This window comes from Blautia acetigignens, from assembly GCF_025566865.1.
GTDB lineage: Bacteria > Bacillota > Clostridia > Lachnospirales > Lachnospiraceae > Blautia_A > Blautia_A acetigignens.
Genome location: NZ_JAOQJM010000002.1, coordinates 1 through 23,993, shown reverse-complemented (window position 1 = coordinate 23,993; position 23,993 = coordinate 1). Strand labels below are relative to the sequence as shown.

Genomic DNA, 23,993 nt, shown 5'->3' with positions numbered 1-23,993 from the left:
GAAGTGGACGCAATGACAGAACCTAAGAAACCGCCTATTACCAAAAGCTTTGGCTATGCATTTGAGGGAATTTTTACCTGTATCCGCAGGGAGCGGAACATGAAGATTCACTGCGTGATGGCTGTGCTTGTGGTGATTGCAGGACTGATCCTGGGACTTTCCCCCATTGAATGGTGTATCTGTCTGGCTCTTTTCGGGCTGGTGATGGCGCTGGAACTGGTGAATACAGCGGTAGAATCAGTGGTGGATCTTGTGACCAGTGAGTACAGGCCACTGGCGAAAATTGCCAAGGATACGGCAGCAGGGGCAGTTCTTATCGCAGCGATTATGGCGGCGATTGCAGGTCTGATCATTTTCGTTCCCAAAGGACTGGCATTTCTGGGAATTTTGTGAGAATTCCAGATTTACAGGCAATGATGCCTGTGAGTTTTATGCCAGAACACCGGAAACTGTCCGGCATTTTTCACAGAGCAGAAAGGAGCATATATTATGGAACTTGGAGAAGGCATCAAAAAATTATTACTTGCAGGAATCGGTACAGCAGCAGTGACCGCTGAGAAATCCAAAGAGGTTCTGGACGAACTTGTGAAGAAAGGCGAGCTCACTGTAGAACAGGGCAAGGTCCTGAATCAGGAACTGAAGCACAACATCAAAGAAAGCGTTAAGAAAAATGTGAACGTTACTCTGAAGCCATCCAATCCGGATGAACTGAAAGATGTGCTGAATAAAATGACACCAGACCAGCTAGCAGCCCTGAAGGAGCAGATCTCACAGATGCAGGCGAAGGACGTGGATGCAGAGGGAGCAAAAGAAGAGCCGGAAGAAGCGAAGGAAGCTGAGGCAGAAGAAGCTCCTGCAGAAGAGCCAGAAGAAAACTAAGTAAAGGAAACAATAAGGGCAGGACCAGGCGTTTTGCTGCAGCCCGTTGGAAAGCGGTGCAGCATCTTCCAAGTCCTGCCCTTGAAGCAGGTGGACAGATATGGAACCGACAGAGGCAAAAAACACAGCCAATGAGAAGCTGACACACAACAAAGAAAATACCGGAAAAGAAGCCGGGACTGCCCCGAAAGAGAAAATTGTTCTTGAATCTGGAAAAAATTCATCAGACAAAGACAAAAACGGCTACAAGGAACGGCTGAAAGAGATTACAGCGGTTCTTCACAAGCATGCCATCACAAGAGGCGTTTCCCCGGAGAAACTGCGTCTGATCCTTACAGATCTTGGCCCTACGTTTATCAAGTTGGGACAGGTCATGTCCATGCGTTCTGATATTTTGCCCAAACGCTACTGCGACGAACTGATGAAGCTGTGCTCAGATGTAGAGCCCATGCCTTTTTCCGAGGTGGAAGAAGTGCTGCAGGAAGCTTTCGGCTGTCCGTGGCAGGAAGAATTTCAGGAAATCCAGAGGAAGCCCCTTGGCTCAGCCTCCATCGCCCAGGTGCACCGCGCCGTCCTGAAAACAGGGGAAGAAGTGGTGGTGAAGGTTCAGCGAAAGGGCATCTATGAGGTCATGGCCCGTGATATCGGTCTTATGAAAAAGGCGGTGAAGCTGCTGCCGCCAGTGAGTATTAAGGAGGCCGTGGATCTGAATCTGGTTCTGGAAGAGCTGTGGCGGGTTACCCAGGAGGAGATGAATTTCCTTACCGAAGCTGCCAACATGGAGGAATTTTCCAGGAAAAACAAGAACGTTGCATTTGTGAAAACGCCTATCCTTTATCGGGAATACACCACTGCCAGCGTGCTTGTGATGGAATACATTGACGGCATTCCCATTGACGACAAGGAGACTTTGCTGGCAGGAGGCTATGATCTGGACGAGATCGGAAGCAAATTTGTTGATAATTTTATTAAGCAGGTAATGGACGATGGATTTTTCCATGCAGATCCCCATCCTGGAAATGTGATGATCCAGGGCGGCAAGATTGTGTGGATCGATATGGGAATGATGGGACGGCTGAGTGACCGCGACCGGGAACTGATCGGGGAGGCAATTGAAGGCGTGGCGCTGAATGACATCGGGAAAATCCAGGATGCAGTGCTGGCGCTTGGGGAGTTTAAGGGCAAGCCGGATCAGAGCCGTCTTTACACGGATATCCGGGATCTTATGGCAAAATACGGTACCGCTGATCTGGGTCAGATTGACATTGTGGAAATTTTTACAGACCTAATGGATGTGATGAAGGAAAACAAAATTGTTATGCCCCACGGTCTTACCATGCTTGCCAGGGGACTGACTCATATGGAGGGTGTACTTGCCGACATCAGTCCTGAGATCAATATGGTGCAGATTGCAGCTGCGCGTATGAAAGGAAATCTTCTGGAGAAAGAAAACTGGAAGAAGCAGCTGAAGGGGACTGGCAAGAAGCTGTATCGTTCTGTGCTTCGGGCGATTGATATTCCCACACTTGCGGCAGATTTTCTCCAGGGCTGTATGAAGGGGGAGACGAAGATCAATCTGGATCTGCATGCCTCCGATGATCTGGCATGGCTGATGCGCCGGCTGATCCGGAATATTGTGCTGGGGCTTTGGGTTATGGCGCTGCTGATCAGTTCCAGTATTATCTGTACTACGGATATGATGCCGAAGATGTTTGGAATTCCGGCGCTGGGCGTGTTGGGATATTTTGGAGCACTTGTGATTTTGATGTATTTGTTTATCAAACATTTTATGAAGAAGTAGAATTGCGGGAGCTGCTTTGCAGCGGAGCAATTCGTGGATATCATGTTAGGGGCAAAAGAATTTTTGACCCTAACATCATAGTATACGGGAAAGTTCAAAAGAATCGAGGGATTGGGAAAATGAAAAATTACAGAGCGGAACTGACTGGCGTATTTGGTGATCCTGTGGATGACAACCCAACTGGCGTAGTGGAAGAAGCTGCTTTTGCGGCAAAGAACCTGAATTACAGATATCTGACTATTAAGGTGCGGCCGGAAGACCTTGAGACGGCAATGAACAGTGTCCGTATTTTTGATATGAGAGGAATTAACCTTACAATGCCTCACAAGATTAAGGTGATTCCCTATCTGGACGAGCTGAGTCCCGCAGCTGAGATTATTGGTGCTGTAAATACTGTCATTCAGAAGGACGGCAGATTATATGGAGAAAATACAGACGGCAAGGGTTTTGTAACAGCACTCAAAGCATTCGGAGAAACGCTTGAGAATAAGACGGTCACCATACTGGGAGCCGGAGGCGCAGCCAGAGCAATTGCGGTAGAGTGTGCGTTAAATGGGGCAAGACAGATTCATATTATCAACAGAAGCCAGGAAAAAGGAATGGAGCTTGCCGCCCTGATCAGGAGCAGAACCAAAAGTGATTCCGCCTATATTCCCTGGACCAGAAATATAGTAATCCCGGAAGATACGGACATTTTAATCAATGGTACTTCCATCGGTTTTTCACCGAATGTAACCGAGAAACCAGATGTTGATTATACATCCATTCGCCCCAACATGTGCGTATGCGATGTAATTTTCAACCCATGTGATACCCTGTTCCTTAAGGCAGCCCAAAAGAACGGCGCCAAAACCGTAAACGGCCTTGGCATGCTGGTGCAGCAAGCCGCCCTCAACTTCACCCTCTGGACCGGAGAGGAAGCTCCGGTGGAAGTTATGGAAGAGGCGCTGAGGAAAGAATTTTGAGAAGATTATAAAAAGGCGATCAAAAATAGAACCAGAAAATGACAGTCCAAAACTGTTGTTTCCTGGTTCTATTTTTACGAACTATTCTATAAGAAAAATTCTAAAGCTGATTCTATATTACACTCAGCCAGCGGCTCTGCCTTACTGCAGTTTCTTCCCCTGCTCGAATTTCGGTTCGCAGGTGAGTTCGATGCCAAGCTTGCGGAAGGAGAGGATATCCACGGAGGAAAGCATAACGGAGGTATGTGCCTGGCAGCCTTTCAGCTTCGGAATCTGCTCGAGGGCAAGGCGGGCATCCGGGTTGGTAGCTGCGCTGATGGAAAGGGCGATCATAGTCTCATCCATATGCAGTCTAGGGTTCTTGCTTCCAAGGTAGTTTGTCTTCAGCTCCTGGATCGGATGAATGGCATCCGGAGAGATTACATGCACTGCATGGTCGATTCCTGCAAGCTCCTTCAGAACATTCAGAAGAAGAGCAGAAGATGCGCCAAGAAGATCAGAAGTCTTTCCTGTGATCACTCTTCCGTCATCAAGCTCCATAGCAGCAGCCGGAGCACCAGCAGCCTTCTCCAGTTCAAGCGAAGCCGGAACAACCTTGCGGTCTTCCAATGCAGCATGAGCCTGCTTCAGAAGAAGCTCAATCTTGTAAACCTCCTCCTCAGTGCCGGTGCCTGCAATCAGAGCATCCATGCCTTTGTAATATCTGCGGATAATTTCCTGACGGGATGCCTCCTGGCAGACTTCATCGTCTATAATGCAGTTTCCTGCCATATTTACACCCATATCTGTAGGTGATTTGTACGGGCACTCACCCATAATTTTCTCAAACATAGCCTGTACAACCGGGAAAATCTCAACATCACGGTTATAGTTAACTGTGGTAACGCCATAGGCATCCAGATGGAAAGGATCGATCATATTTACGTCATTTAAGTCAGCTGTAGCAGCCTCATAAGCAAGGTTCACCGGATGCTTCAGCGGGATATTCCAGATTGGGAAAGTCTCGAATTTGGCGTAGCCTGCGCTGACGCCTCTCTTATATTCATGATAAAGCTGGGAAAGACAGGTGGCCATTTTTCCGCTTCCAGGTCCTGGTGCTGTGATCACAACGAGGGGGCGGGTGGTTTCGATATAGTCGTTCTTTCCGTATCCTTCATCGCTTACGATCAGGGAAGTATTGCTTGGATATCCCGGAATATTATAAAGAACATAAACCTTAATGCCAAGCTTCTCCAGACGCTTCTTAAATGCATCTGCCCCTTCCTGTCCGGAATAGCGTGTGATGCATACGCTTCCTACATAAAGGCCTCTGCTGGTAAATTCATGCATCAGGCGGAGCACATCCTCATCATAGGTGATGCCAAGATCGCCGCGGACCTTATTTTTCTCAATATCAGGCGCACTGATGACGATTACGATCTCTGCCTGGTCGGAAAGCTGCATAAGCATACGCAGTTTGCTGTCCGGCTCAAATCCCGGAAGAACACGGGATGCGTGATAGTCGTCAAATAATTTGCCTCCGAATTCCAGATAAAGTTTGTTGTCAAATTTGCTGATACGCTCACGAATGTGTTCGGACTGCATTTTCAGATACTTGTCATTATCGAATCCAATTTTTTTCATTCTGCTTTTCCTCTCTCTCTTTCTCTGGTTCCTCATCCATTGTATTTAAAATAAAATGATGCCTGCAAAAAGCAGACAGTTTGCGGTGTGATATAAGTCAAAAAAACCACGTTCCTAGTATACTACAGTTTTCCCGTTAAAAAAAGTATCTATTTGATTTGGAAATGTAAATTTTTTTGCATCTTTTTTCTCAAAAATTCAGAGGGTTTTCACAATATCGCAGTTGATTTATCCGGGTTTTCTCTTTATAATAAAAAGGATAATAAGGAGGAACGAAATGGATAATAATCTGGATAACAATCAAGGCGGACGCCGCCCTGATAAAGGGGATCCGAGAAGAAATCAGGATCCGAACCGCAATAAGAAAAATCATCAGTCCATTCTGGCTTTTCTGATATGTCTTTTGGTTACTCTGGTGTGTTTCAGCCTGTTTACCAATATGCTGCAGGATAATTCCAGTGAGATTACGTATGATAAGTTTATTGACATGGTGAACAATGATGAAGTGAAATCCGTTACACTTCAGTCTGATACCCTGACCATCGTGCCGAAGAAGCAGGTAAGCCCTTATCAGGAGATCAGCTATTACACCAATCTGACAGAAGATGAGACTGCACTTACCAAGCGTCTGGAAGGTACCGGAATCATTTTCAAATCCGAGCCGCCGGATGCATTCGGCGAATTTATGGCAATGATGCTCAGCGTGCTTCTGCCGTCTGTGCTGCTGTTTGTGCTTCTGATGTTCTTCATGCGCCGCATGAACAAAGGCGGCGGTGGCGTCATGGGCGTTGGGAAAAGCCGCGCCAAGGCTTATGTCCAGAAGGAGACCGGAATCACATTCAAGGATGTGGCAGGTCAGGACGAGGCCAAGGAATCCCTGCAGGAGGTTGTGGAGTTTCTCCATAATCCAGGCAAATACGTGGAAATCGGAGCCAAGCTTCCCAAGGGAGCTCTGCTTGTAGGACCTCCAGGTACCGGTAAGACCCTTCTTGCCAAGGCAGTTGCAGGGGAAGCACATGTCCCGTTCTTCTCCCTTTCAGGATCTGAATTTGTGGAGATGTTCGTAGGTGTAGGTGCATCCCGTGTCCGTGATCTTTTCGAGGAAGCCAAGAAGAATGCTCCTTGTATTGTGTTTATTGACGAGATTGATGCCATCGGTAAAAGCCGTGATTCTCATTACGGCGGCGGGAATGATGAGCGTGAGCAGACTCTGAACCAGCTGCTTGCAGAGATGGATGGATTTGATACTTCCAAGGGTCTTCTGATCCTGGCTGCAACCAACCGTCCGGAGGTTCTGGACCCGGCACTTCTTCGTCCAGGCCGTTTTGACCGCCGTGTGATCGTTGACCGTCCGGATCTGAGAGGCCGTATTGATATTCTGAAGGTTCACGCCAAGAACGTGCGTCTTGACGATACCGTTGATTTCGAGGCCATTGCCCTTGCCACATCCGGTGCTGTTGGTTCTGACCTTGCAAATATGGTTAATGAAGCAGCCATCCTGGCAGTTAAGAATGGCAGGCATGCAGTTTCCCAGAAGGACCTGCAGGAGTCTGTAGAGGTGGTGCTTGTTGGTAAAGAGAAGAAAGACCGCATTCTGAGCGCACAGGAGCGCCGCATTGTTTCTTATCATGAGGTTGGACATGCGTTAGTAAGCGCTCTTCAGAAGGACGCAGAGCCGGTTCAGAAGATTACCATTGTGCCCCGTACTATGGGCGCACTTGGCTACGTAATGCAGGTTCCGGAGGAAGAGAAGTACCTGAATACCCAGAAGGAGCTGGAAGCCATGCTGGTAGGCTATCTGGGCGGCCGCGCTGCAGAGGAAATCGTATTCGACAGTGTGACCACAGGTGCGTCCAATGATATTGAGCAGGCGACCAAGGTTGCCCGTGCCATGATCACCCAGTATGGTATGTCCAAGAAATTCGGCCTTATGGGACTTGCCACTCAGGAGAACCAGTACCTCAATGGCCGCGCAGTGCTGAACTGCGGCGACGATACAGCCACAGAGGTTGACCATGAGGTAATGGAACTGCTTCGGGTTTCTTATGAGGAAGCCAAGCGCCTGATTAGCAGCCACAGAGAAGCTCTTGACAAGATCGCTGCATATCTGATCCGCAAGGAGACCATCACCGGCAAAGAGTTTATGATCATTTTCCGCGCTGTAGAACATGGTCTGGAGGTTTCTGACGAGCTGGATAAAGAAGGGCTGAAGGCTCTGGATGAGGCTGTGAAGGCACTGACAGAGAAAAAAGAGCAGGCTGAAAACAATACAGATGCAAAGATGTCTGGCGAAGACGGTCAGGCGGAGCAGAAAGGCAGTGCAGAGTCAGAGAGCAATGAAGCAAAAGCTGTTTCTGAGACTGCTGCCACAGTGGATACAGCGGAAGCTACAGCTTCTTCCGAGAACCCGGCAGACTCAGCCGACCCCCAGAATCTGTAAATTTCAGAATTTTCACATACAGATGACAATATAGGACAGAATAAGAACCGGGAGCATTCCCGGTTCTTTTCAGAAGGAGAAATAGTATGTTCCTGATCGAAGAAGAATTAAAAAAGCTTCCCGGTAAGCCGGGAGTTTACATTATGCACGGGGAGAAGGACGAGATTATTTATGTAGGCAAGGCTGTCAGCCTGAAGAACCGCGTCCGCCAGTATTTCCAGAGCAGCCGCAACAAAGGTGCCAAAATTGAGCAGATGGTCACCCACATCACAAGGTTTGAATATATTGTCACCGATTCCGAGTTAGAAGCACTGGTGCTGGAGTGCAACCTGATCAAGGAGCACCGTCCAAAATACAATACCATGCTAAAGGATGACAAAACCTACCCCTTTATCAAAGTAACTGTAAATGAACCCTACCCCAGAGTTCTTTTTTCCAGAACTATGAAAAAGGACAAGGCGAAATATTTCGGTCCCTACACAAGTTCCACCGCAGTCAAAGATGTCATTGAGCTGGTGCGGAAGATTTACATGGTCCGTTCCTGCAACCGCACGCTGCCAAGAGACTGCGGCAAAGACCGCCCCTGCCTGTATTATCACATGAAGCAGTGCACAGCCCCCTGCCAGGGAAATGTAAGCGAGGAAGAATATAAGAAAAACATTGCTCAGGTGCTCCACTTTCTCAACGGAAATTTCCAGGAAACCATTGACCAGCTGACGGAGAAAATGATGGCAGCCTCAGAGGATATGCGCTTTGAGGACGCAGCTGGATACCGTGACCTGATCAACAGCATCAAACGGATTGGAGAGCGGCAGAAGATCACCACCTACGGGGAAGAGGACAGGGACATTATTGCAGTGGCCATGGACGAAAGCGAGGATCTGCGGGAGCAGGACGCAGTGGTGCAGGTATTTTTCATGCGCGGCGGCAAGCTGATCGGAAGAGACCATTTCTTTTTGCGGGTTGCAAGAGGAGATACCAAGGAACAGGTGCTGTCCAGTTTCCTGAAGCAGTTTTATGCGGGTACCCCATTTATTCCTGCGGAAATCATGCTGCAGAAAGAAATCGAAGATGCGGATATTATTGAGGACTGGCTGTCCTCCCGAAGAAAGCAGCGTGTTCATATCCGGGTGCCAAAGAAAGGCACCAAGGAGAAGCTGGTAGAGCTGGCCAAAGAAAATGCCTGGATGGTTCTTTCCAAGGACAGAGAGCGGATCAAAAGAGAGGAAGGCCGTACCATCGGTGCAGTTAAGGAAATTGAGGGATGGCTTGGACTGAAGAACCTTGTGCGTATGGAAGCCTACGACATTTCCAATATCAGCGGATTTGAATCAGTAGGCTCCATGGTGGTTTATGAAAAAGGCAAGCCCAAGCGCAGTGATTACCGCAAATTCAAGATCAAATGGGTGCAGGGACCAAATGATTACGCAAGCATGGAAGAGGTGCTTACAAGGCGTTTTACCCATGAATCCAAGGGGGAATTCGACAGCTTTTCCAGATTTCCGGACCTGATCCTGATGGATGGAGGCCGGGGCCAGGTAAACATTGCCCTGAAGGTTCTTGGCGAGCTTGGAATTGACATTCCGGTATGCGGCATGGTAAAGGATGACAACCACCGCACAAGAGGGGTGTATTTCAACAATGTGGAGATTCCCATCGACACATCCAGTGAGGGCTTTCATCTGGTCACAAGGATTCAGGATGAAGCTCATCGTTTTGCCATCGAATATCACCGCTCCCTCAGAAGCAAGGAGCAGGTGCACTCTGTTCTGGATGATATCCCTGGAATCGGGGAAACAAGGCGCAAGGCCCTGATGCGCAGGTTCCGCTCTATTGAGAATATCCGGGATGCTTCCGTGGAAGAATTAAGCCAGACAGAATCCATGAATATGCAAAGTGCAGAATCTGTATATACATTTTTTCACAAGATTCAACATTGAAGTTATAAGAAGAATTGTGTATAATAAAAAAGAGTGCGGTTTTCCGTCAAAACATCAAATAAAAAGGAGATAAAAGCATGAAAGGTGTACAGCTTACCAAGCTGGCGCAGGAACTGAATCTGACCAACCTGACGCCTGATATTGACCTTACAGAAATTTATGTGAAGACAGCAGAAATAAATCGTCCGGCTTTGCAGCTTACAGGATACCTGGAGCATTTTGCAAACGAGCGTGTTCAGATCATCGGATATGTAGAGTATACTTATCTGATGCAGTTAAGTGATGAGGAGCGGGCATTTAAGTACGAGCGTTTTATCTCCAGCAAGATTCCCTGCGTAATCTTCAGCACCATGACAAGACCGTCCCAGGATATGATCGATCTTGCCTATAAGTACAATGTACCGACCTTCGTTACAGAGAGAACCACATCCAGCCTTATGGCGGAGATCATCCGTTGGCTTGGCGTTCAGCTGGCTCCCTGCATTTCCATTCACGGTGTGCTTGTGGATGTTTATGGTGAGGGTGTCCTTATTACAGGCGAGAGCGGAATCGGCAAGAGCGAGGCAGCCCTTGAGCTGATCAAGCGTGGTCACCGTCTTGTAAGTGATGACGTGGTAGAGCTGCGCAAGGTAAGCGATGTAACACTGGTTGGTTCCGCACCGGATATCACTCGTCATTTTATTGAGCTTCGCGGTATCGGCATCATTGATGTGAAGACCCTGTTCGGTGTTGAGAGCGTTAAGGATACCCAGTCTGTTGACCTGGTCATCAAGCTTGAGGAGTGGGACCGCGACAAGGAATATGACCGTCTGGGACTTCACGAGGAATATACAGAGTATCTTGGAAATAAGATCGTGTGTCATTCCCTTCCTATTCGTCCGGGACGTAATCTGGCGGTTATCGTTGAGTCTGCGGCAGTCAACCACAGACAGAAGAAGATGGGCTACAATGCAGCTGAGGAGCTGTACAAGCGTGTTCAGGCAAATATTGCCAGAAAGCGTGAGGAGTAAGCTTTATACAGGGACTTTCCCGGCAGGGAGAGGGAACCAGGAAGCCTGCGGCGCTTTTTTCGGGCAGTTAATTGCATAGAGTTAGAAAGGATGGAAATTTACAATGGGTATGTATTGTTTTGGAATTGATGTGGGCGGAACTTCCGTAAAATGCGGATTATTCCTGACCAATGGAACTCTGGTTGAGCAGTGGGAGATCCCTACCAGATTGGAGAATAACGGTTCTTCGATTCTTCCGGATGTTGCAGACGCAATTAAGGTAAAGCTGGATGAGCGAGGAATTACCAAGGATAATGTAGATGGTGTAGGTATCGGCATTCCAGGACCTGTCAATGAGAATGGAGAGGTTCCTATGGCAGTAAACCTTCACTGGGGCTTTAAGGCCGTTGCAAGCGAATTAAGCGCACTGACAGGACTTCCTGCAAAGGCAGCTAATGACGCTAATATTGCAGCTCTTGGAGAGGCATGGAAGGGTGCTGCAGAAGGCTCTAAGAATGTGATCATGGTAACTCTTGGAACCGGTGTTGGAGGCGGTATCATCATTGACAGCAAGATTATTGCAGGCCATCATGGTGCCGGCGGTGAGATTGGACATGCATGTGTAAATCATAACGAGGTTCGTCCATGCAACTGCGGCAATCACGGATGTCTGGAGCAGTATGCGTCCGCTACCGGTATTGTACGCGTAGCCAATGACATTCTGGAGGAGAGCCAGGAAGACAGCAAAATGCGTCATGTGGAGAAGCTTTCCGCAAAGAACGTGCTTGACTTCTACAAAGAAGGAGATGCACTGGCTGTTAAGACAATGGAGAAGGTTGGAGATATTCTGGGAAGCACACTTGCTATGTTTGCCTGCGTAACGGACCCGGAGGCCATCGTAATCGGCGGCGGTGTATCCAAGGCTGGTAAAGCTCTTACAGACTGCATCCAGAAATACTATCAGAAATATGCATTCCCGTCCTGCAAGAGCACACCGATCATTCTTGCAAGCCTTGGAAATGATGCTGGTATCTACGGTGCAGCACGTATGGTGATCAAGGACTGATGCTCCAAAAATCAGCAGGTGCGAAGCATTTGGCTGCTCACTTTTAACTGTACATGTAATACATAAAAAACGCCCGGCGAAGATCTGTTCATCTGAACATTTCCTCGCTGGGCATTTTATTTTGCATTTAAGATTTCAAATATAAAAGTTTTGATCTGACATTCTGCTTAATCGTAATAGTAAATATTATCATCACCGTTATCAGCTCCGGCATCTTCACCGCCGTTATCACCGCCGTCGCCGCTTCCGTCATCCGGAACATCGATTACTCCGTCATCCGGATTCTCAGTGGTACCGTCCGGGTTCTCCGGATCAGGAGTTGGAGTGAGCTGTTCGTCAAAAATCTCCATTTCTTCTTCATCTTCATCATAATCATAGAAGTGCTGATCACAGTAATCGGTTGGCATGGTTCCCACATCGAAATATTCCTCTGTAACCGGGCAGCCGGCTCTTGGAAGAAGTCCTGTCTCAGAACAGATGCTGATCTGCTCAATACCGGCTGGCTGTTCGAATTCCTTGTATTCCATTCCCTGATGGATACGGTTCATAACCTTGCGCCACAGGGTCTTGTGGAAGTTGCGGGCATCACCTTCCGGCATCTTCTGGTTGCCGTCGTAACCGGACCATACTGCACAGGTGTAATATGGGGTGTAGCCTACGAACCAAAGGTCATTGTAATCCTCTGTAGTACCTGTCTTACCTGCAATTGCCATATTGTCAAGCTGGCATGCAGTACCGGTACCGTTCTGTACAACGTCCTCCATAGCACTGGTAAGAAGATAAGCAGTGGTCTCCTTGATTACGGAACGTCCTGCTGAATTGTTCTCAATGAGTACGTTTCCATTGTGGTCAAGGATCTTGGTGTAGTAAACCGGCTTGATATAATTGCCGTTATTTGCAATGGCTGCATATGCTGCACAAAGCTCTACGTTGGTAACACCGTAGGTCAGACCGCCAAGTGCTGTAGGAAGGTTGGCATCTGTAAACACATTGCCGTTGGCATCTGTGTCAGCCTCTGTGCCATGGGCAAGAGTGGTGAAACCAAAGTTATCCAGATATTTCAGACCAAGCTCCGGGGTAACATCCTCGAAACACTGGACTGCAACGGTATTGACAGAATTACGGATCGCGGTGCGAATGGTAGTGGTACCATTGAAGGAACCGCTGGCGTTGTTGACCGGAGCGCCATTTTCATAAGTGATAGGCTCATCCTCATAAGTGGTAGCCAGAGTCATGCCCTTCTCATTCAGAGCAGGTGCATAAGTGGATACGATCTTGAAAGTAGATCCAGGCTGACGGGTACTGTCTGTAGCACGGTTCAGCGTCAGGCTGGCTGTCTTCTCACCGCGTCCTCCGATGATCGCTTTCACATATCCGGTATGCTGGTCAATGACAGTCATTGCTGACTGCGGCTGAGGTATGAAATTCACACGCTCTGCCACAACTGTGCTTCCGTCAGAAAGGATATCCGCTTTGTAACGGTCTACATAGGTCTGTGCCTCATCCTGAGAGTCAAACAAAAGGTCAAAGGATGAATCCTCGTTCTGGAAGTAGAGCTTCAGCATTTCCTTGCTGTAGTTGACCTCTGTGCCGTCAGGCTTCTTCACAGTAAGGGCATATTCCAGGGAATACTGCACATAATCCGGATAGTTGGACGGATCTGCGTATTCTTCATCCAGAATATTCTGAATGTCAGGATCCTGGGTGGTCATGATCTTCAGACCGCCGCTGTACAGAAGGTTCTGTGCCTGGGTCTTGGTATATCCCTTGATATTCATCAGGTCATTGACAACCTGCTGGGTAAGCTCATCCTCGAAATAGGAGTAAGTCTTGCTTTGAGACTGTGTATTGTAAGCCTGTGCTTCCTGAATGCGGGTATAGACATCATCATTAATGGCTTCGTCATACTGCTCCTGGGTGATATATCCCTGATCCAGCATGTGATCCAGAACTTCCTTACGTCTCTTGGCATTCTCTTTCGGGTTCTCAATGGGATTGTATTTGGTAGGAGCCTGGGTGATACCTGCGATGGTAGCACACTCAGAAAGGTTCAGATCCCATACATCCTTATTGAAATACTGGCGGGCTGCTGCCTGCACACCGTAAGCGCCTGCACCAAGGTTGATGGTATTCAGGTAATTCTCAAGGATTACATTTTTATCATTGATCTTCTTCTCAATCTCAATGGCAAGGTACTGCTCCTGAAGCTTACGCGTAAATCTTTCAACTTGGGTGGACTCGTTGGTCCAGTTGGTGAAGACATTGTTCTTCAGAAGCTGCTGGGTAATGGTACTTGCACCCTCTGAAAAGCCTCCGCTGGTAAGTGCTTTCACACCGGCACGGAGAATACCTCTCACATCGATTCCGTTATGCTCGTAAAAACGCTCATCCTCAATGGCAACGACTGCATGCTGCAGATCCTCGGGAATCTGGTCGATGGATACCGGAAGACGGTTGGCATTAGGTGCTGCCAGCTTACGGATCTGGTTTCCATTGCAGTCGTAGAGGAAAGTAGCATAGCCAAGGGGCATGATGTCCACTTCATCTACATCCGGTGTATTGGCAAGGATTCCGCGGATGGAACCGATTCCAAGACTGGATACCCCGACGCAAAGGGCAATCAGACCGATGAAAAGGACTCTGATAAACGAAACATGAGCTCTTTTCCCCATCATGGACGAGCGGGAAATAAGAGAATTCCGCTTCTTAGAGGCCGATTTTTTTCCGTAGTTCATGATAAACCTCCTTTATAATCCGTTCTATTATATCAAATCTCAATTCGTAAATAAACCCTAAAATCGAATATTTCTGTGAACTCTTTACCAAATCCGTTCCCATCTTAAGGCATTTTTTCCAGAAAAAAGAATTTCTATGCTTTATTATAGCAGATGGTGGGCTGCTCTTTCGAAAAATGCATTTTCCTGGGGTGGAAACCAGGGAGAATTCATGTTAAACTATAGGAAAATGGATGTCCAGGCAGGAAATGGACATCTGTGGAGAAACAAGCTTGGAGGTTCCGGTATGCTGGAAAATTATAAGACCATCTATGCTAGCGGTGAGGGAGAGATCACAGAGAAGAAATCCCGTTTTATTGCCACTGTCCGTCTGGTAGAAAAAGAAGAGGACGCTCTTGCTTTTATAGAAGAAATGAAGAAGAAATACTGGGACGCCAGACATAACTGTTACGCCTATTCCATCGGGGAACACCGGGAATTTACAAGATGTAGCGATGACGGCGAGCCCTCAGGAACTGCAGGCAGGCCTATGCTGGATGTGATTCTCGGAGAGGACATCTACAATGTAGCCGTGGTTGTCACCAGATACTTCGGAGACGTGCTTCTTGGCACAGGCGGCCTTGTGAGGGCTTATTCCGGAGCCGTGCAGGCAGGCCTTGGGGCAAGCAAGGTAATTGAGAAGCATCACGGCATTTCCCTGGCGCTTACAGCGGATTATACAGCCATCGGCAAGCTGCAGTACATTGCCGGGGAAAATCAGCTGCCCATTCTTGACACAGAATATACGGACAGAGTGATTATGCACCTTCTTGTGCCAAATGACCAGGCAGGAAGAATTGAGAAAACCATCACAGAAGCCACCAGCGGAAGAGTGAAGATGGAGAAGGAAAAAGAGCTGTATTTTGCGGATGTGGACGGCGAGATTATAGTATTTGACCATTAAAAATAAAAATGCTCAGGGAATATTCGGCAGCTGCGAATTTCCCTGAGCATTTGTGCACTCATATGTGATTTATGATCAGCATTTCTCTGGTTCCGGATAATCTACGTCGAAGGTATCCACTGTCATGGATTTGATCTTCTGTTCGTCAAGAGGTCTGTCGCTGTAGTCGGTATCGGTCTCGGCAATCTTGTTCACAACATCCATTCCCTCGATCACTTTGCCGAAAGCAGCGTATGCGCCGTCAAGATGCGGAGCATTCTTGTGCATGATGAAGAACTGGCTTCCTGCTGAATCCGGATGCATGGCTCTTGCCATGGAAAGAACGCCCTCAGTATGTCTTAAGTCATTCTTCACGCCGTTCTGTGCGAACTCACCCTTAATGCTGTATCCCGGGCCGCCCATTCCGGTTCCGTCCGGGCATCCACCCTGGATCATAAATCCGCAGATAACGCGGTGGAAGATCAGTCCGTCATAAAAGCCCCTCTTCACAAGGCTGATAAAGTTATTTACAGTATTCGGTGCGATTTCCGGATATAATTCTGCTTTCATCACATCGCCATTCTCCATGGTGATGGTAACAACTGGATTTGCCATAGTTTAATCTCCTTTTTCAAAAAGTATTGTATTTCGTTATTCGTTCTATTATAATATGCAAAGAACAATTCTGCAAGGAAAAACGGTTAAAAAGGAGCTTTACAAAGCTATGATAAAAGAAACATTCAGCCCCGAGGAGACCTTTTCATTTGGAAAATGGATCGGGGAAAATGCCCTTCCCGGTCAGGTATATACCCTGGTTGGAGATTTAGGGGTAGGCAAGACGGTTTTCACCCAGGGAGTGGCAGCAGGGCTTGGCATCACAGAGCCTGTGAACAGTCCTACCTTTACCATTATTCAGGAATATGAGACAGGGCGCATGCCCTTTTACCACTTTGATGTATACCGGATCGGGGACATTGAAGAGATGGAGGAAATCGGCTACGATGATTACTTCTACGGAAACGGAATCTGCCTCATCGAGTGGGCGAACCTGATCGAGGAGATCCTGCCGGAACACATCATTGAGATCACCATTGAGAAAAATCTGGAGAGAGGTTTCGACTACCGTAAGATCACGGTAACCGGACTTCCGGAATAAAAGTCCCCGGACAAGACTTCCGGCTTCAGAGAAAAAAGCCAAAAGCGGGGCAGACAAGGAGAAAATATGAAGATTTTAGGATTAGACAGCTCAGGAATCGTCGCTTCCGTAGCCATAGTGGAGGAGGACAACCTGATCGCCGAATATACAGTGAATTACAAAAAGACACATTCCCAGACACTTCTTCCCATGCTGGATGAGCTGGCGAAGATGACAGAACTGGACATGGACACCATTGATGCTATCGCAGTGGCAGCAGGACCGGGCTCCTTCACCGGACTTCGTATCGGATCTGCCACAGCCAAGGGACTTGGTCTTGCGTTGAAGAAGCCTCTTGTGGAGATCCCCACAGTGGACGCTCTGGCGTACAATTTATATGATGCGAAGGCTTTGATCTGCCCGATCATGGATGCAAGAAGAAGCCAGGTTTATACGGGAATCTACCGTTTTGAGGACCATAAGCTGGTGACGGTGGAAGCACAGATGGCAGTGCCTATGATGGAAATGATCGACAAGCTGAATGAGAGAGGGGAAGAGGTAATCTTCCTTGGAGACGGTGTTCCTGTTTTTGCGAAAATGATCCAGGAGAATCTGAAGGTGCCCTATTCCTTCGCACCTGCACATGTGAACAAGCAGAGAGCCGCAGCAGTCGCAGCTCTTGGCGCACTCTACGCGAAAGAGGGCAAGGTGGTAACGGCCATGGAGCATGTGCCGGAATATTTAAGGGTTTCCCAGGCTGAACGGGAACGTGCGCAGAAGCTGAAGGAGCAGGAAGCAGCAGGCGAGGCTGCAAAGAACGAGGTGCAGCCATGATCCTTCGGGAAATGCTGGTGGATGACCTGGAACAGGTAATGAAGATCGAGATAGAGCTTTTTTCACCGCCCTGGACCAAGGAGGGATTTTTTACCTATCTCACACGTAAGGACGCCATGTTCCTGGTTGTGGAAGAGAAAGGGGAAATCCTGGCTTACTGCGGGCTTCTTATGGTTCTGGATGAAGGGGACATTACCAATGTGGCAGTGCGTCCGGACAGACAGAGAGAGGGAATTGGGCATTTTCTCATGGACAGCCTGATCCGCCTTGCGGAACAGCAGGGGATTACCACCATCCATCTTGAGGTTCGTGTTGGAAACAGGACGGCAATCCGTCTTTACGAAAGAATAGGATTTACAAGAGACGGGATCCGCAAAAAATATTATACGGATCCCGTGGAAGATGCTTTACTTATGACGAGGCAGGCACAGAAGGTTCCACAAAATTAAGAACAAGGCTGCAAGACAGCTGAATATAAGACCAAGGGACTTACCGGGCGCATGGAATTCAAGTACGATTTCATGTGCCCCTTTTTGTAAAGGAAATCCAACGAAGGCTTTGTTAACCTGAACCGGGGTCACTTCAGTGCCGTCCACATAAGCTTTATAGCCATTAGAATAGGTATAGGAGGTAACGAAATAGCCATCCTCCGGCATGGTAATGGTGCTGTTTACAATCTGTTTTCCGGCGGTGTCATGTTCCTGAACCGTTACCACTCCCGGATGGGAAAGGGCAGACAAAGGAATGGTGTAAGCGGAAACATTTTTTATTTCATAATCCCCCTTGGAAAATGTGATTTCCAGGGAATCCCGATCCTGGTCACTGGATAACATATATCTGAAGGTATGATTGTTGTTTGGATAAGGAGCCAGGGAACCGGAAAGCCGGTTGCGGACGCCATCAATAATAATAGAAACGTCCCGTTCCCCGTCGTATTCTACATCAAAGGAAATCAGCAAAATAGTGGAAGCTGTCAGCGTTTCGGGCAGCTTTTTCTCCACTGTGATGTTCTTTTTGGAAGTTTCCCTGGAGAAGAAATCTCCGGGAAGCGTGTAGTTCTTCATCTGGGAAACATAGGGCGTGGATTTTAATGCCGTATCATCACTGGCACCAGAAACAATCGTACGGTTTGCAAGGGTATCCAGGTTTTCCGGGTAGGAAAGCTGGTCGTAATCGTCCTCTGTCATCAGCGCCGTGCTTCCATAGGCAAAGGGCAGAACATTTTCATTTTCCGCAAGCACATGTCCCGCTTTTTCCTGAAGCACCGTGTATCCGGCAGGAACCTTATCTGCCTTGGTCTGAATGTAGCGCACGCCCATCAGGTATTCCTGGAAAGGATTTTCATCGGCAGTCATTGCCACACGGTTGCGGATGCTGATGGGCATTTTCAGAATGTCATAAATCAGATTGTTGTAGGTACTGTTGGTAATAGAAGAATACAGGGTACTCTTGTTCTGATCTCCGGTGATCACATAATTGGTATTGTTGGAAGGATGCTCAATAATGTCAAAACGTGACTGCGTATTTTCACAGTAACCTTCCAGATCCTCCTGGGAAAAATAATCCCTGGATTCATCAGAGCGGGAGGCGTACCGTTCTTCCTGACCCTTGGCAAGATAAAGCATAGCCGGGACCGCGCAAAGAAGAACCAGTCCGCAGATGTTTGCAAAAAGCGGCCTGCATGGAAGAGAAAACTCCTTCTTTTCCAGGAAAAGGGAAATCGTCACCACCAAAAGAAGCAAAATCAGGTCAGCCATAGTAAGGTGACGCACCTGGTCATTGCGAAGCAGGAAAACAAGCTGCACGATCACCGGAATGGCACAAAGCAGCGTCAGGGGCAGGCTGTGGCGTATTTTTTTCAAATGAAGGCCTTCCAGCGCCTGGGCTGTGAGATACAGGATCAGGGGAAGGAAAGGAATCAGGCTTTTGGGCCGCACGTATAAAGTTGCATTTAAGATCCAGTAAAAAATGTCAAAAAACAGCAGTGCAAAAATAGCAATGGCAAGCTTGCGGGTCCTTTTTTCCCGGATACAGAGAAACAGGGCATAGAGGCAGATTACCGTAAGGCCGCAGCCGTAAGGACTGTAAAGGATGCTGTCAAGGGTTGGGTTCACACCCAGGATCTTTAAAAGGGAGGTGCTGTTTCCAGTGTCTTTTTTGTTCCCCAAAATAGCAAGTCCGGTTGGCAGAAGGAGAAACATGTTCATGGATACCGCAATGGACACGTCGAGAATATAGTTCCACCAGATTTTATGCTTTATTTTTTTACGGATGGTTTCCTCTGCATTCTGGAGGAAATCCGGCAGCAGATGAAATATGTAAAGAATGCACGCCGTAAAGCAGGACGGGAAAAAATAAAAGCTGTGCAAAATGCAGAAAAACAGGGAAATCACCAGCCCTACATGGGGACGAAAACGGTATTTTGCGGCTTTTCGCACATCCAGGATCTGATCCAGAAACAAAAAGGCCAGGATCAGAAATGGCATATAATTTACAAACATGATCTGTCTGTGCGCCTGGAAAAAGCAGTTTGCAGTGAGATAAAAAAATCCGCATGCAAAGCTGGTAAAATCAGAAAATCCCTTTCTGTGAAGCCAGTAATAAATAAGTCCTCCGCCCAAAAGAATTTCCAGTATGGCGTATCCCTGAATGAAATAGGCCATTGCAATACCTGGGAAAAGGTAGGAAATCAGCACATCCGGCCGCATGAAACCGTAATAGGACAGGGAAAAGAAGTTGGTTCCTCCGCCGAGCCCTGTGAAATCTGGAAAAAGCTGTCCGGTAGCATAGAAATTTTTTCTCATATAATCCGCAATGGTCATATGCTGGGAGTACCAGTCTGTCTGGGAACCAAACCAGGATCCCTCCGGAATCAGTCTCCAGATGAGAAAGCTTCCCGCAGATAGAAGAAGCAATAAAATAACAAAATTTCTCCGGGTGAATTTTTGAGGTCTGCTGCAGAAAATCATAGTAAGTCCTTTCTTGAGTCCTAGAGCGTGTTTGAAAAATCATTCCTGCAATCTGCACGCCCCACTTTGCGGTATATTTCACCCGAATTCGGCCTACGTAGCCCGCTACGACGCCCTCATCCGGGCAAAATCTCCCACAAATTGTGACGCACATCTTGCAGAAAGCCTTTTTCAAATACGCTCTAAAGCTGTTGTGGCAGGTTGTTAACTGTAATTTTGATATCAAAACACATTGTATGCCGTTTGTCAAGTTACAGTGCCTGATTTTACAGGGAAAAGCTTAAGAGAAAAGGCGGGAAAATCTGAAGAATTTCTGAATATTTTCCCGATTCACAAGTCCAGCCACTTGTTTTAGCAAACCGCTTGTGTTAAACTTTCCCAGAGAATGTTAAATGAAAAGAGGATATTTTAATATATGTTAGATGTTTGTCTGGTTGGAACCGGAGGAATGATGCCACTTCCAAGAAGGTGGCTGACTGCCCTGATGACCCGGTATAAAGGAAGCAGTCTTCTCATTGACTGCGGTGAGGGAACCCAGGTTGCCATTAAGGAAAAAGGCTGGAGCTTCAAGCCCATTGACGTGATCTGCTTCACCCATTTTCACGGCGACCACATCAGCGGCCTTCCGGGACTTCTTCTTACAATGGGAAATGCGGAGCGCACAGAGCCATTGACTTTGATTGGCCCGAAAGGCCTTGAGAGAGTGGTAAATGCTCTTCGGGTGATCGCGCCTGAGCTTCCTTTTGAACTGAAATTTATTGAGATCAACGGTCCGGAACAGGTTTTTGAGATTAATGGCTACCGGATCACGGCATTTCGCGTAAACCACAATGTACTTTGCTACGGATATACTCTGGAGATTCTTCGTCAGGGGAAATTTTCCCCGGAGCGTGCCCGTGAGCAGGGAATTCCTCTGGAATACTGGAATCCGCTGCAGAAGGGAAATGTAATCGAGGCAGACGGCGTGACATACACACCGGATATGGTGTTAGGACCTGCTAGAAAAGGCCTGAAGGTTACTTACACCACAGATACCCGCCCAACAGAATCCATTGTGAAGCATGCCCCGGGTTCTGATCTTTTTATCTGCGAGGGAATGTACGGGGAGGATGACAAGCTGGAGAAGGCAAAGGGTTATAAGCATATGACCTTCCGCGAGGCTGCCGCCCTTGCAAGAGACGCCGGAGTGAAGGAAATGTGGCTGACCCATTACAGCCCGTCACTGATCCGCCCGGATGAATATATGGATATGGTAAGAGGAATTTTCCCCAATGCTTATCCAGGCAAAGATGGAAAAACAATGGAATTAAATTTTGAAGAGGATTAAAGAATGAAAGATACATTAATTCTTGCAATAGAGAGCTCCTGTGACGAAACTGCAGCTTCCGTAGTAAAAAACGGCAGGACCATTTTATCAAACGTGATCTCTTCCCAGATCGCACTTCATACCTTATATGGAGGCGTTGTGCCGGAAATCGCGTCACGCAAGCATATTGAGAAAATAAACCAGGTGATCAAGGAGGCACTGAAAGAGGCGGGTGTCACCCTGGATGATCTGGATGCAATCGGTGTTACCTACGGTCCCGGACTTGTAGGTGCCCTTCTTGTAGGCGTAGCAGAGGCCAAGGCAATTGCATATGCAAAGAAGCTTCCCCTTGTAGGCGTTCATCACATCGAGGGACACGTTTCCGCCAACTATATTGAGCATCCTGACCTGGAACCGCCGTTTCTGTGCCTGATCGTATCTGGCGGACATACCCATCTTGTAATCGTAAAGGACTACGGCGAGTTTGAGATTCTGGGACGCACCAGGGATGATGCAGCGGGAGAGGCCTTTGACAAGGTTGCCCGTGCCATTGGACTTGGTTATCCGGGAGGACCTAAGGTGGATAAACTGGCCCGTGAGGGAAATCCGGATGCCATTGTTTTCCCAAAAGGAAAGCTGGGGGACTGCCCATACGATTTCAGCTTCAGCGGCGTGAAGTCTGCAGTTTTGAACTATATCAACAATGCCCAGATGAAAGGGGAGGAGATCAACCGCGCAGATCTTGCCGCTTCCTTCCAGAAATCTGTGGTAGACGTACTGGTGGAGCATACCATGCTTGCAGCCAAGGACTATCATATGGATAAAATTGCCATTGCAGGCGGCGTTGCATCCAACGGTGCCCTTCGTGAGGCTATGACCAGAGCATGTGAAAAAAGAGGATACAAATTCTACCGTCCGTCCCCGATCTTCTGTACAGACAATGCGGCAATGATCGGCGTTGCGGCTTACTATGAGTATATAAAAGGAACCCGTCACGGCTGGGATCTGAATGCGGTTCCAAATCTGAAGCTGGGAGAAAGATAATGGAGCAGGGCAGATGTACAGCCATTGTTCTGGCAGCAGGACAGGGCAAAAGAATGCACAGCAAAATACAGAAACAGTTTCTGGAAATAGGAGGGAAACCCATTCTGTATTATTCTATGGAGTGTTTTCAGAAGAGCCCGCTGATCCAGGATATAATTCTGGTGACGGGAGAAGATATGATTTCCTATTGCCAGAGTGAAATTGTGGAGAAATATGGCTTTACCAAGGTTTGCAAAGTGACTGCAGGCGGAAAAGAGCGCTATGATTCCGTGTATGCGGGACTTTTGTGCTGTCAGGATACCGATTATGTGTATATTCATGATGGAGCCAGACCCTTTGTCACAGAGGAGATGATCCAGAGAGGCTATGAGGCTGTGAAAAGGACAAATGCGTGCGTTATGGGCATGCCATCCAAGGATACCGTGAAGCTTGCAGATCCGTCAGGCTATATTAAAGAGACCCCGGACCGCAAAATTGTATGGAATATTCAGACTCCTCAGATATTTTCTTATGATCTGATTCGCGGAGCCTATGAAAGCATCCGTAAGAAAGACATGAGTAATGTGACAGATGACGCCATGGTAGTAGAGCAGGAGACGGGAACGAAGATCCTTCTGGTGGAGGGATCTTATCAGAATATTAAGATCACAACCCCGGAAGATCTGGCGGTTGCGGAGGCTTTTTTGCGATATTGAACGAATTTTTGAAAAAAATAAAAAATCTTGTTGACACCAAAAGGATTTGATGATAAAATACGTTTTGCACTGACAGAGACAACCTCTTGAGTGAAGGACAACTCCTGATGTGCGAAACGGTTTTATTTGATCATTTATGGAGAGATATCGAAGTGGTCATAACGAGGCGGTCTTGAAAACCGTTTGTCCGCAAGGGCGCGTGGGTTCGAATCCCACTCTCTCCGCTTGTTAAGAACTTTGAAAAAATAATTAAAAAAAGTTCTTGACAAATTAAGAAACATCGGTTATACTAAACAAGCTTTCGTAAGAGAGCAAACAACAACACAGAGAACTACTTAGTAAGTAGGACAATTTGGAGAAGTACCCAAGCTGGCCGAAGGGGCTCCCCTGGAAAGGGAGTAGGTCGTTAATAGCGGCGCGAGGGTTCAAATCCCTCCTTCTCCGCTTTAAATTTCTTTGAAAAAGAAATTTAAAAAAGTTGTTGACAAACATTTGAACATATGATAATATGAACAAGCTGTTTTGAAAACAACAGCAAATAACCTTGATAACTAAACAGTGAAACACATACGATTCTCGAAAATTTCTTTTACAAACATCATTCGAAGAGAATGAACTTTTTAGAACAGTAATGACGAGAGATAACTAAG

19 protein-coding genes, 2 tRNA genes and 2 pseudogenes are annotated in these 23,993 nt (G+C 47.4%); 18 read left to right on the top strand and 5 right to left on the bottom strand.

The features are described from left to right. Positions 1 to 12: 12 nt before the first annotated feature. The 4 genes from OCV70_RS02925 (at position 13) to aroE (ending at position 3,645) form a co-directional block, all read left to right on the top strand. Complete coding sequence (locus tag OCV70_RS02925) at positions 13 to 393, top strand: diacylglycerol kinase family protein (RefSeq protein WP_021925646.1); 381 nt, start codon at positions 13 to 15, stop codon at positions 391 to 393. 96 nt (positions 394 to 489) lie between these two features. Continuing rightward, positions 490 to 879, top strand: coding sequence for a phasin family protein (locus tag OCV70_RS02920; RefSeq protein WP_021925647.1), 390 nt, complete (start codon positions 490 to 492; stop codon positions 877 to 879). A gap of 100 nt (positions 880 to 979) precedes the next feature. Beyond that, positions 980 to 2,680, top strand: a complete 1,701-nt coding sequence (locus OCV70_RS02915) for an ABC1 kinase family protein (RefSeq protein WP_262579185.1) — start codon at positions 980 to 982, stop codon at positions 2,678 to 2,680. A 119-nt stretch (positions 2,681 to 2,799) separates the two neighbouring features. Beyond that, entirely contained in the window at positions 2,800 to 3,645 is an 846-nt protein-coding gene (gene aroE / locus OCV70_RS02910) for a shikimate dehydrogenase (RefSeq protein ID WP_173767648.1), read from the top strand. Positions 3,646 to 3,786: 141 nt separating this feature from the next. Here the strand turns inward: aroE and OCV70_RS02905 are convergent, their stop codons facing one another. Continuing rightward, positions 3,787 to 5,268: a DUF1846 domain-containing protein gene (locus OCV70_RS02905; RefSeq protein WP_173767646.1), complete on the bottom strand. Its 1,482-nt coding sequence runs from the start codon at positions 5,266 to 5,268 to the stop codon at positions 3,787 to 3,789. Positions 5,269 to 5,545: 277 nt separating this feature from the next. On the opposite strand from OCV70_RS02905, the gene ftsH reads away from it, so the two are divergent. From ftsH to OCV70_RS02885, 4 genes are all read left to right on the top strand, one after another. Further along, positions 5,546 to 7,708: an ATP-dependent zinc metalloprotease FtsH gene (gene ftsH, locus OCV70_RS02900; protein ID WP_173767644.1), complete on the top strand. Its 2,163-nt coding sequence runs from the start codon at positions 5,546 to 5,548 to the stop codon at positions 7,706 to 7,708. Positions 7,709 to 7,794: 86 nt separating this feature from the next. Continuing rightward, positions 7,795 to 9,648, top strand: a complete 1,854-nt coding sequence (gene uvrC, locus OCV70_RS02895) for an excinuclease ABC subunit UvrC (RefSeq protein WP_021925652.1) — start codon at positions 7,795 to 7,797, stop codon at positions 9,646 to 9,648. A gap of 77 nt (positions 9,649 to 9,725) precedes the next feature. Further along, positions 9,726 to 10,658, top strand: coding sequence for an HPr(Ser) kinase/phosphatase (gene hprK / locus OCV70_RS02890; RefSeq protein ID WP_021925653.1), 933 nt, complete (start codon positions 9,726 to 9,728; stop codon positions 10,656 to 10,658). Positions 10,659 to 10,761: 103 nt separating this feature from the next. After that, entirely contained in the window at positions 10,762 to 11,703 is a 942-nt protein-coding gene (locus OCV70_RS02885) for an ROK family glucokinase (RefSeq protein ID WP_021925654.1), read from the top strand. Between the two features lie 167 nt (positions 11,704 to 11,870). On the opposite strand, the gene OCV70_RS02880 is transcribed toward OCV70_RS02885, so the two are convergent. Beyond that, positions 11,871 to 14,438, bottom strand: coding sequence for a transglycosylase domain-containing protein (locus OCV70_RS02880; RefSeq protein ID WP_173767642.1), 2,568 nt, complete (start codon positions 14,436 to 14,438; stop codon positions 11,871 to 11,873). Between the two features lie 286 nt (positions 14,439 to 14,724). On the opposite strand from OCV70_RS02880, the gene OCV70_RS02875 reads away from it, so the two are divergent. After that, a complete protein-coding gene (locus OCV70_RS02875) occupies positions 14,725 to 15,381 on the top strand; it encodes a YigZ family protein (RefSeq protein ID WP_262579333.1) in 657 nt (218 codons plus the stop codon). A 75-nt stretch (positions 15,382 to 15,456) separates the two neighbouring features. Here OCV70_RS02875 and OCV70_RS02870 read toward each other — a convergent pair whose 3' ends face one another. Continuing rightward, positions 15,457 to 15,975, bottom strand: coding sequence for a peptidylprolyl isomerase (locus OCV70_RS02870; protein WP_173767640.1), 519 nt, complete (start codon positions 15,973 to 15,975; stop codon positions 15,457 to 15,459). Positions 15,976 to 16,084: 109 nt separating this feature from the next. Here OCV70_RS02870 and tsaE point away from each other — a divergent pair, with 109 nt between their 5' ends. The 3 genes from tsaE to rimI all read left to right on the top strand — a co-directional run bounded on the left by tsaE (position 16,085) and on the right by rimI (position 17,778). Beyond that, positions 16,085 to 16,516, top strand: a complete 432-nt coding sequence (gene tsaE / locus OCV70_RS02865) for a tRNA (adenosine(37)-N6)-threonylcarbamoyltransferase complex ATPase subunit type 1 TsaE (RefSeq protein ID WP_021925659.1) — start codon at positions 16,085 to 16,087, stop codon at positions 16,514 to 16,516. Between the two features lie 66 nt (positions 16,517 to 16,582). Next, entirely contained in the window at positions 16,583 to 17,329 is a 747-nt protein-coding gene (gene tsaB, locus OCV70_RS02860; protein ID WP_021925660.1) for a tRNA (adenosine(37)-N6)-threonylcarbamoyltransferase complex dimerization subunit type 1 TsaB, read from the top strand. Continuing rightward, a complete protein-coding gene (rimI, locus tag OCV70_RS02855) occupies positions 17,326 to 17,778 on the top strand; it encodes a ribosomal protein S18-alanine N-acetyltransferase (protein ID WP_021925661.1) in 453 nt (150 codons plus the stop codon). Before tsaB ends, rimI begins: the two co-directional genes overlap by 4 nt. On the opposite strand, the gene OCV70_RS02850 is transcribed toward rimI, so the two are convergent. After that, a complete protein-coding gene (locus OCV70_RS02850; RefSeq protein WP_173767638.1) occupies positions 17,737 to 20,298 on the bottom strand; it encodes a YfhO family protein in 2,562 nt (853 codons plus the stop codon). The genes rimI and OCV70_RS02850 overlap by 42 nt on opposite strands. Positions 20,299 to 20,362: 64 nt before the next feature. Then, positions 20,363 to 20,413: pseudogene (locus OCV70_RS20300) on the bottom strand (hypothetical protein); the annotation flags it as partial. Between OCV70_RS20300 and OCV70_RS20295 the strand changes: the two are divergent. From OCV70_RS20295 to OCV70_RS02825, 6 genes and pseudogenes are all read left to right on the top strand, one after another. Continuing rightward, a pseudogene (locus OCV70_RS20295) lies at positions 20,390 to 20,506 on the top strand (DUF6783 domain-containing protein); the annotation flags it as partial. The pseudogenes OCV70_RS20300 and OCV70_RS20295 overlap by 24 nt on opposite strands. Positions 20,507 to 20,713: 207 nt before the next feature. Continuing rightward, positions 20,714 to 21,625: a ribonuclease Z gene (locus OCV70_RS02845; protein WP_021925663.1), complete on the top strand. Its 912-nt coding sequence runs from the start codon at positions 20,714 to 20,716 to the stop codon at positions 21,623 to 21,625. Between the two features lie 3 nt (positions 21,626 to 21,628). After that, positions 21,629 to 22,648 (top strand): tRNA (adenosine(37)-N6)-threonylcarbamoyltransferase complex transferase subunit TsaD, encoded by a 1,020-nt coding sequence (tsaD, locus tag OCV70_RS02840; RefSeq protein ID WP_021925664.1) that lies wholly within the window; start codon positions 21,629 to 21,631, stop codon positions 22,646 to 22,648. Next, on the top strand, positions 22,648 to 23,343 hold the full coding sequence (ispD, locus tag OCV70_RS02835) for a 2-C-methyl-D-erythritol 4-phosphate cytidylyltransferase (RefSeq protein ID WP_117852656.1): 696 nt from the start codon (positions 22,648 to 22,650) through the stop codon (positions 23,341 to 23,343). The genes tsaD and ispD overlap by 1 nt, the downstream gene beginning before the upstream one ends. Before the next feature lie 138 nt (positions 23,344 to 23,481). After that, positions 23,482 to 23,567 (top strand) — tRNA-Ser (locus OCV70_RS02830). 130 nt (positions 23,568 to 23,697) lie between these two features. Then, positions 23,698 to 23,787 (top strand) — tRNA-Ser (locus OCV70_RS02825). The last annotated feature ends 206 nt before the right edge of the window (positions 23,788 to 23,993 follow it).

Excerpts from the sequence above, each read along its gene's own strand:
- OCV70_RS02925 (WP_021925646.1), top strand. The coding sequence starts at position 13 with ATGACAGAACCTAAGAAACCGCCTATTACCAAAAGCTTTGGCTATGCA.
- OCV70_RS02920 (WP_021925647.1), top strand. The coding sequence starts at position 490 with ATGGAACTTGGAGAAGGCATCAAAAAATTATTACTTGCAGGAATCGGT.
- OCV70_RS02915 (WP_262579185.1), top strand. The coding sequence starts at position 980 with ATGGAACCGACAGAGGCAAAAAACACAGCCAATGAGAAGCTGACACAC.
- aroE (WP_173767648.1), top strand. The coding sequence starts at position 2,800 with ATGAAAAATTACAGAGCGGAACTGACTGGCGTATTTGGTGATCCTGTG.
- OCV70_RS02905 (WP_173767646.1), bottom strand. The coding sequence starts at position 5,268 with ATGAAAAAAATTGGATTCGATAATGACAAGTATCTGAAAATGCAGTCC.
- ftsH (WP_173767644.1), top strand. The coding sequence starts at position 5,546 with ATGGATAATAATCTGGATAACAATCAAGGCGGACGCCGCCCTGATAAA.
- uvrC (WP_021925652.1), top strand. The coding sequence starts at position 7,795 with ATGTTCCTGATCGAAGAAGAATTAAAAAAGCTTCCCGGTAAGCCGGGA.
- hprK (WP_021925653.1), top strand. The coding sequence starts at position 9,726 with ATGAAAGGTGTACAGCTTACCAAGCTGGCGCAGGAACTGAATCTGACC.
- OCV70_RS02885 (WP_021925654.1), top strand. The coding sequence starts at position 10,762 with ATGGGTATGTATTGTTTTGGAATTGATGTGGGCGGAACTTCCGTAAAA.
- OCV70_RS02880 (WP_173767642.1), bottom strand. The coding sequence starts at position 14,438 with ATGAACTACGGAAAAAAATCGGCCTCTAAGAAGCGGAATTCTCTTATT.
- OCV70_RS02875 (WP_262579333.1), top strand. The coding sequence starts at position 14,725 with ATGCTGGAAAATTATAAGACCATCTATGCTAGCGGTGAGGGAGAGATC.
- OCV70_RS02870 (WP_173767640.1), bottom strand. The coding sequence starts at position 15,975 with ATGGCAAATCCAGTTGTTACCATCACCATGGAGAATGGCGATGTGATG.
- tsaE (WP_021925659.1), top strand. The coding sequence starts at position 16,085 with ATGATAAAAGAAACATTCAGCCCCGAGGAGACCTTTTCATTTGGAAAA.
- tsaB (WP_021925660.1), top strand. The coding sequence starts at position 16,583 with ATGAAGATTTTAGGATTAGACAGCTCAGGAATCGTCGCTTCCGTAGCC.
- rimI (WP_021925661.1), top strand. The coding sequence starts at position 17,326 with ATGATCCTTCGGGAAATGCTGGTGGATGACCTGGAACAGGTAATGAAG.
- OCV70_RS02850 (WP_173767638.1), bottom strand. The coding sequence starts at position 20,298 with ATGATTTTCTGCAGCAGACCTCAAAAATTCACCCGGAGAAATTTTGTT.
- OCV70_RS02845 (WP_021925663.1), top strand. The coding sequence starts at position 20,714 with ATGTTAGATGTTTGTCTGGTTGGAACCGGAGGAATGATGCCACTTCCA.
- tsaD (WP_021925664.1), top strand. The coding sequence starts at position 21,629 with ATGAAAGATACATTAATTCTTGCAATAGAGAGCTCCTGTGACGAAACT.
- ispD (WP_117852656.1), top strand. The coding sequence starts at position 22,648 with ATGGAGCAGGGCAGATGTACAGCCATTGTTCTGGCAGCAGGACAGGGC.